Annotated in this window: 8 protein-coding genes and 3 pseudogenes; 4 read left to right on the top strand and 7 right to left on the bottom strand. The window is 39.1% G+C overall.

Annotated elements, in window-relative coordinates:
- Positions 1-160 (top strand): annotated as a pseudogene (locus GPK81_RS15770) (elongation factor G); the annotation flags it as partial.
- A 285-nt stretch (positions 161-445) separates the two neighbouring features.
- Here GPK81_RS15770 and rlmN read toward each other — a convergent pair.
- Complete coding sequence (gene rlmN, locus GPK81_RS15765) at positions 446-1,429, bottom strand: 23S rRNA (adenine(2503)-C(2))-methyltransferase RlmN (protein WP_002584956.1); 984 nt, start codon at positions 1,427-1,429, stop codon at positions 446-448.
- A gap of 16 nt (positions 1,430-1,445) precedes the next feature.
- Positions 1,446-1,631, bottom strand: coding sequence for a cysteine-rich KTR domain-containing protein (locus GPK81_RS15760; RefSeq protein ID WP_003431289.1), 186 nt, complete (start codon positions 1,629-1,631; stop codon positions 1,446-1,448).
- A gap of 398 nt (positions 1,632-2,029) precedes the next feature.
- On the opposite strand from GPK81_RS15760, the gene GPK81_RS15755 reads away from it, so the two are divergent.
- The 3 genes and pseudogenes from GPK81_RS15755 to GPK81_RS15745 form a co-directional block, all read left to right on the top strand.
- Positions 2,030-2,386, top strand: coding sequence for a helix-turn-helix transcriptional regulator (locus GPK81_RS15755; RefSeq protein ID WP_002584957.1), 357 nt, complete (start codon positions 2,030-2,032; stop codon positions 2,384-2,386).
- A gap of 201 nt (positions 2,387-2,587) precedes the next feature.
- Positions 2,588-2,917 carry a plasmid mobilization protein gene (locus GPK81_RS15750; protein WP_002584958.1) on the top strand — a complete coding sequence of 110 codons (330 nt, stop codon included), beginning with the start codon at positions 2,588-2,590 and terminating at the stop codon, positions 2,915-2,917.
- Positions 2,878-3,132, top strand: a pseudogene (locus GPK81_RS15745) (relaxase/mobilization nuclease domain-containing protein); the annotation flags it as partial. The gene GPK81_RS15750 and the pseudogene GPK81_RS15745, both read left to right, overlap by 40 nt.
- On the opposite strand, the pseudogene GPK81_RS15740 reads toward GPK81_RS15745, so the two are convergent.
- The 5 genes and pseudogenes from GPK81_RS15740 to GPK81_RS15720 form a co-directional block, all read right to left on the bottom strand.
- Positions 3,111-3,725: pseudogene (locus tag GPK81_RS15740) on the bottom strand (HD-GYP domain-containing protein); the annotation flags it as partial. The pseudogenes GPK81_RS15745 and GPK81_RS15740 overlap by 22 nt on opposite strands.
- Positions 3,700-4,413, bottom strand: coding sequence for a ParM/StbA family protein (locus tag GPK81_RS15735; RefSeq protein WP_227056873.1), 714 nt, complete (start codon positions 4,411-4,413; stop codon positions 3,700-3,702). The gene GPK81_RS15735 and the pseudogene GPK81_RS15740, both read right to left, overlap by 26 nt.
- 137 nt (positions 4,414-4,550) lie before the next feature.
- Positions 4,551-4,928: a metal-dependent transcriptional regulator gene (locus GPK81_RS15730; protein ID WP_195983201.1), complete on the bottom strand. Its 378-nt coding sequence runs from the start codon at positions 4,926-4,928 to the stop codon at positions 4,551-4,553.
- Positions 4,929-5,225: 297 nt separating this feature from the next.
- Positions 5,226-5,510, bottom strand: coding sequence for a hypothetical protein (locus GPK81_RS15725; protein ID WP_195983200.1), 285 nt, complete (start codon positions 5,508-5,510; stop codon positions 5,226-5,228).
- 359 nt (positions 5,511-5,869) lie between these two features.
- Positions 5,870-7,342, bottom strand: a complete 1,473-nt coding sequence (locus GPK81_RS15720) for an ABC transporter ATP-binding protein (protein ID WP_195983199.1) — start codon at positions 7,340-7,342, stop codon at positions 5,870-5,872.
- Between the last annotated feature and the right edge of the window lie 2 nt (positions 7,343-7,344).

Below are 7,344 nucleotides of genomic sequence, written 5' to 3'. Positions count from 1 at the left end.
AGAATACAGGAACGATTTAACTTATTTCACAAATGGGCAGGGAGTCTGCTTGACAGAGTTAAAAGGATACCAGCCAGCTACTGGTAAACTTATTTGCCAACCCCGCCGCCCGAATAGCCGTATAGATAAGGTTCGGCATATGTTCCACAAGTTAGCCTAACAGCTTGCATAAGTCGTATAAAATGAGATTTGAAAGGATTGCGGAGCATAGCTTTTTTTGACCGCAAAGCATTAGGCGGGTTACAGTAAATAAAAATGGACACGGCGATACCTCCCCGATACCGCCGTATCCTTAAAAAAGGGCGACTTTAATACACTACCCGCAATCCATTCTATAATAGGGAACAGCGGCTTTTGCGCAATATTAAATAAAAAAGCCGATAACACATAGGTTTTTTGACCTAATGCGTTATCGGCTCTGCGTCTATGCGTCTGGCACTTTTAATCATTTTTTTTTGAATTTATTATATGTGTTAGCTAACTGTCCACAAGCCGCGTTAATCTCTCTGCCATGAGAAACTCTCATAGTAACTTCAAGTCCTGCTTGCTCTAATTGATGTTTGAATGCAACTATTTCCCGTTTCTGTGGTGCTTTAATTCTTGAATTGCTTGTTGGGTTGTATTGTAACACGTTAATCATAACTTTTTTGCCCCGAAACCATTTTGCAAGTTGTCTTACATCTGAGGGCCGGTCATTTATACCCGGTAAAAGCAAATACGCAAAGACAATTTTGCGATTATGCCTTTCAGAATAGGATAAGGCTTGCTTAACAACATCTTCAATAGCATATATGCGCATGTGAGGAATAATACGATTTCTTGCAGATTGTGTTGCTGCGTGTAAAGATATTGTCAACTGAATTTTAAGATGTTCCTCGCGCAATTTTTTTAATTGATCGACCGGACCAACTGTTGATATGGTAATGCCGTCGGTTGGAAAGTTGAGCCCATATCTATCTCGGAGAATATGGATTGCTTTTATCAAGTTGTCATAATTGAATAAAGGCTCTCCCATACCCATAAAAACGATACGGTTTACTTTTCGACGCAACAATATAATCTGTTGTACGATTTCTGACGATGTTAGATTACGAACAAAGCCATTTCGCCCGGACTCACAAAAAATACAACCAACAGGACAACCGACTTGTGTGCTCACGCAAACAGTTCCACCATCTCGCCGCTTGATAAAAACCGTTTCAATGTATTTGTTGTCTTTCAGTTCGTAAACATACTTTTCAGTATCACTGCTTTTGCAAATATTTTTTACCAACATTGATAGATTTTTTTTGCGTGGTAATTGCTTATATAATTCTTCATATAAGGCTTTTGCTTCATTCTCGCCAATAACTTCCGACATTTCTTTGTAAGTAAATCCGTATGGATCATTCCGTACTTCCGCAGGCGTATATTTAGGTAAACGTTTCATTTTTATATCCTTTCTTCTAAATAATAAAAGTTTGTTTTTCTGTATTTTTGATTACAATCTCTAATTTTTCTACATCAATGATATGCGTCAATTTGCATTTAGGGCAGAAAAGAGGAAAATCTTTTAATACAGTATTATGAAATACTTGAACTCTCGTCTTTCCGTTACAAATCGGACATTTTATCCAATATTTTTTAAGCATTATATTTCACTCGTCCTTTTTACACAAAAAAATGCAGGTCAATCCTCAACATGAGCATTGACCTGCATTTATAATGCACAGAGCAGTACAACAAAACTAAGGCATAGCTTGCACTATGTCTATACTATATCTATACGTCGTTAGTTTTTTGTATAGCATCCGCAAAATAAGCATGACAAAAAAGCCCATGTTGAAAATGGGAAAATCCTTTTTTTCAATGCTTATCTAATACGCATGCTATGCAACATAAACGCCGCCTCCTTTTACATAAATTTTATTTTATCAGAAAATCAGTCTACTGTCAATACACAACAGGAAGTATTTAACCTAATGATATGAATTGTGTGGACATATCCAAAAAGAAAGGTGAACTGTAAAATGTAACAGGGTGAATGAAAATGGCAAAAAGACCCGTACCATTGTACGACTTTAAGGCTTTCGGGGCAGCTATAAAAGCCGCGAGAAATGAATACGGCGAGAGCCGCAAAAAGGTAAGCGACGAGTTATATATTTCCCCGCGCTACCTTGCGAATATCGAGAACAAGGGACAACAGCCGAGTTTACAGGTATTCTATGACCTTGTAACCCGGTATCATATTTCGGTAGATCAATTTTTCTTCCCGAACAGCAATGCGGAGAAATCCACCGGGCGGCGGCAGCTTGACGCGCTGCTGGACGGTATGAGCGATAAAGGCATACGGATTGTAACCGCAACAGCAAGGGAGATAACGGAAGTCGAAAAAGCAGAGGATTAACCTCACAATATGAGAAATCGGGAGATTGCAGCGCATGGCGGCTGCAATCTTTTTTTGCGTCCAAAATCAAAGGAACGCGCAACAAATACCGCCTTTCGGTGGGGGTATGGAGTAGATAGCAAGCACAGCAAACGAGTACCCGTTTGCGGAAAATGCTTGTTGGGATAATCCCAAACCCTTATACCGAAAGGCGGTGCGGAAATGGAAAACCGAAAGAGAAATATACAGATGAAGTTTTACGTTACGGAAGAAGAAAAGCGGCTGATCGACGAGAAGATGAAGCAGCTTCCCATAAAGCAGTATGGGGCATACTTCCGTAAAATGGCGATAGACGGGTATATTCTTGTCGTTGACCGAAGCGACACAAAAGCATATATCCGGGAACTGCAAGCGGTGAGCCGGAACATCAACCAAATTGCAAAACGCGCCAATGCGACGGGGACGGTTTACAGGCAGGATATAGAGGACATTAAAAAGGCGGTGGACGAGATATGGCGGTTACAAAGACGCACCCTATTAAATCAACCTTAAAGGCTGCGATAGACTATATCTTAAATCCCGAAAAGACAGACGGGAAGCTGCTTGCGTCCTCTTTCGGCTGCGGGCTGGAAACCGCCGATATTGAGTTTGCATGGACGCGGGAAGCTGCCGGAGATCGCGGCACACATTTAGGGCGGCACTTGATACAATCCTTTGCGGTGGGAGAAACCACACCGGAAGAAGCGCACAAAATCGGCATGGGATTAAATTGTCCACATTGTCCGTCCAGGATCATTTGAATCGCTGTATCATGATCAAAAGCTTTCTTATAGCATCTTTCACTTGTAAGTGCATCATAAACATCAACAATCGATACCACCTGTGCGGAGATTGGTATTTCTTCACCTTTCAATCCATCCGGATAGCCCTTTCCATCTCATCTTTCATGATGCCACCTGCAAATTTCCCATGCGGTATGTACCAGTGGATGATCTTGTGGAAAATCCATGTCCTTAATTATAGCCGCGCCAAGCTCACTATTGGTTTTCATAATCTTAAATTCTTCATCGGTAAGTCTGCCTGGTTTATTCAATATTTCTTCCGGAATACGAATCTTACCAATATCATGAAGGGAAGAAGCAGTTGTAATCAAAGCAATATCTGCCTCTGTCAAAGGATAAGCATCTGTTACTTTTACCAGTTGTCTCAGCATCATCTCCGTTGCTGTTTTAATATGCAGGATGTGTTCTCTGCTCTCGCTGTTACGGGATTCCAATATATTACTCATAATCCGGATCATGATATTATTATTTTCTTCTTTTTCGTAAACCTGATCATAAAGCACATTGATTCGCTTCTTGCAGTACTGCACGAACTACTTTCTCCTCATAGAATCCCTTTTTTCCTTGTATAATACTGTCAATATCCGCTTCTTCTAGCAACACATCATAATCCGCATGCATCCGAGCTGTAATCCGGTTGTAAAGACTAATGATTCCCGTTTCCATAGAGTCGCAGATCTCCATATCCTCAATTCCGGAACGGAACATCAGATAATCTGTTGTAAATCCGCCAATGTCCACACCTACTACTTTAGGGTAAGAACGTATCTCCCGGTGCTGCAACATAATCGCCGCATAATCCTGGGGAAATGCCCTAACATCTGTGATAGTTACATGATATTCTTTTTGCTTATAATTAAATTGAAGCATTTCTCCAGTTCCCCGGAAAAACGTCTCATATTTATCATAGAGTTCCGCAAAATGCTTCGGCGGCAGTCCTATTGGCATTTGAACTTGGATTAAATCACCTTTTTCGATATTCGGGTTTAATTCCAGTTCCTTTGCTATTCCTAAAAGTGTCAATAAGAAAAATCTTTGATCGGCAGTCTTATCTCTCTGATATGGGATTCTCCTGTTACTCGGCACGTAAAACTTTCCGTTATACTCCAGATAATCAATTCCCCTGCCTGTGCTAATATCGCTTTCACTGATTCCAGTCGTAAATACTGTATGAACCGTTTTGATATTTCTGTTTCCATGGTCGATTGCAATTCTGATTTATTTTATTATATAAAATCTCTCCTTTTTCTTTTCTATTTATTACATACTTTTCCTACATATGAAACGCAAAATGATAAATAGAAAATCACAAGAAAAGATTCTATATTTTAATATATGTCTTCTTACAACCATCCTTTGCCTTTTTCTTGATGTTCCTTTAGTTTAAGGAAAGATTCGTCACTGATGCAGTGTTCAATACGGCAAGCCTCCGTTTCCGCTATATTAGGGCTTACTCCAGCAGATATAAGTTGCTCCTTAAAAAATTTATGTCGCTCATAAATTTTCTCCGCAACCTTTCCCCCCTCCTCTGTTAAAGAAATAAAGTGCTTATCGTCCTTTGTAAGAAAACCGCCGTCACATAAGACATTAACTGCATGGCATACGCTAGGCTTTGAAACTCCTACATAACAGGCGACATCTACCGAACGTACCTCTCCCATTTTCTTTTGAAGTATTAACACGGCTTCTAAATAATCTTCTCCTGACTCATATAGGTGCATTTAAATCCTCCAAACATATAAGTGTAGACTATTCAATACCCAACAACCAGTTGGGACTTCATCCTCCCATTGTTTAAGCTGTATAATAATTAGGCATAAATCTAGCTATGTATCCTGGATCATATGTATTTAAAAAACTCAATCAGCCCTTCATTGCCACCGTTCATTTATCCAAGTCGAACTACCATCGTTCGTTTGAGTTCACAGAAAATAGCGTCAGGAACGCAGAAGACTTTTTAACTAATTAGCAACTATACATTTACTTACATTTCAACGTGAACGATTTCCACCACTTTTTTAATCCAAACTTGACTTCTGATCATTTTCTCTTTTACATATTCTATATTTTTCAACCTCTTGTTTTTTGTTTTGAATAACCCCCAGAATAGTTTCTGCTACAATAATCCAATCAGGATCTAACATCATTGCATGACATATATTTGGAAAAATTACAGTTGTTGCCCCTAAATCATTTCCCATTTTAACCAAGTCATTTAATATAATCCCCCTATCCGCAAAACTACCAATAATTATTATTTTTTTATCATTCGGCAAATATGGTAATATAAATGGTTTTAACAATTGGATAGATAGCTTAAAAGAGCCTTTGGCAAATTATTCTTCGTAGTTCTGAATAACACTTTTGTTTAATCGATTCGAGAAATAAATATCCGATAAATTATATGAAGAAATATGTTTACCAAAAATACTAATATAATTTCTAAACATACCTCTATTAGTAGCAGGCGCTAAAAGTACAATTTTTGAAGAAATATCTGGAAGTAAATCTAATAACTTTAATGCTATAGCCTTCTCTCTCAAAGGCAGTGTATCAATATCCAATCTTCTGCCTTAAAATGTATTTCCTCCCTTATTGGGTGTCCGAATACATTTTAAGGCCATTCTAAGAAATTATTTTTCATTCTATTTCACACTTAGACTTAATTTGCGAAAGAAAAAAACTCTGCAATACATTTTTTATTATCCTCTGTCCATCTGCCACTCCATACCGTTTTGCCATGCTCAATAAACACAAAGTAATTACAACATTTTGCAATCAATTCCGGATCATGAGTTATAATAAACAATGTTTTCCCCATATCGCTAAGCCTTTGCAAATTGTCAGCAACTTCCAGCATATGATGATAGTCCAGACCACTAGTCGGCTCGTCAAATACCAAAATTTCTTTGTCCGATGCAATTGCACTTCCTATTGCTACCCGTTGCTTTTGACCACCGGATAATGACATCGGATGCAGTTCTTTATACTCTAATAGATTCAAACTGCTAAGTATTTCCTCCGTTTGGTTTTTATCGGTCTGTTCGTCCTGCCCTTGCATACTGAGCATAATTTCATCAGACACGCTTTCCGTAAAAAGCTGATGATTTACATCCTGCATGACCATATAACACTTTTTGATTCGCTGCTTTGCTCCCAAAGTTTCTTTTCCGATTTGCAGCGTACCTTTTGCCGATTTCTCCAATCCACACAAACATTTTGCAAATGTGGTCTTTCCTGCTCCATTATCTCCAAGAATTCCTACAATCGCTCCTTGCGGAACGGACATTTTCGGTATATTCATTGCTTCTATCTTTCCATATGAGAACAAAAAATCTTTAACTTCAATGCAACTACCTCCTATAACCACATTCGGTATGTTGCTAAAGCGAGCTGGATGAAGAGAACGGAGCCCCATCGTCCGAAGCTGCTCTTCACTAAATTGTGCAAATGCAGTGGCAGACATATCCTTTTCAATCCGGCCATTTTTTAAGTAAATCACCCGGTCTGCAATATCCATCAAATAATAAAGCCTATGTTCTGCAATAATAACCGTCTTGCCCATCGATTTCCATTTTGCAACAATGTGCTTCAAATCAGCAATCGTAGCCACATCAAGATTCGAGGACGGTTCATCCAGCACGAAAATTTCCGGCTCCATAGCAGAAACAGATGCACACGCTATTTTCTGCTTTTCGCCGCCAGAAAGGGCGAACAAGCTACGGTCAAGCAACTTTTGTATTCTCAATTCTCCAGTAACCTGCCCAATCCGCCTATATATCTCTTCCTTTGGTAATCCGATGTTCTCACATCCAAAAGCAATTTCCCCAGTAGTATCCACATTAAAGAACTGGGAGCGTGGATTCTGAAATACAGAACCGACCACCTTTGAAAGCTCGTACAGCGGTGTTTTAGTTGTTTCCTTTCCGTTTACCAATACAATCCCATCCAGTTTTCCCTCATAGTATTCTGGTGTCAATCCATTAATCAATCGGGTAAGTGTTGTTTTACCGCAACCAGATTCTCCACAAAGCAAAACTATCTGTCCATCCGGGATTGTTAAGTTTAAATCATAAACACCGCTCTCTCGCTCTGTGCTTTGATAAGTAAAAGTGACATTTTGAAATTCAATCATAG

Source organism: Blautia sp. MCC283 (assembly GCF_018785565.1).
GTDB lineage: Bacteria > Bacillota > Clostridia > Lachnospirales > Lachnospiraceae > Blautia_A.
This window is presented reverse-complemented; position numbering and strand designations above follow the sequence as displayed.

What these genes read in the sequence shown, in the direction of transcription:
- rlmN (WP_002584956.1), bottom strand. Translation starts at nt 1,429, where the DNA reads ATGAAACGTTTACCTAAATATACGCCTGCGGAAGTACGGAATGATCCA.
- GPK81_RS15760 (WP_003431289.1), bottom strand. Translation starts at nt 1,631, where the DNA reads ATGCTTAAAAAATATTGGATAAAATGTCCGATTTGTAACGGAAAGACG.
- GPK81_RS15755 (WP_002584957.1), top strand. Translation starts at nt 2,030, where the DNA reads ATGGCAAAAAGACCCGTACCATTGTACGACTTTAAGGCTTTCGGGGCA.
- GPK81_RS15750 (WP_002584958.1), top strand. Translation starts at nt 2,588, where the DNA reads ATGGAAAACCGAAAGAGAAATATACAGATGAAGTTTTACGTTACGGAA.
- GPK81_RS15730 (WP_195983201.1), bottom strand. Translation starts at nt 4,928, where the DNA reads ATGCACCTATATGAGTCAGGAGAAGATTATTTAGAAGCCGTGTTAATA.
- GPK81_RS15720 (WP_195983199.1), bottom strand. Translation starts at nt 7,342, where the DNA reads ATGATTGAATTTCAAAATGTCACTTTTACTTATCAAAGCACAGAGCGA.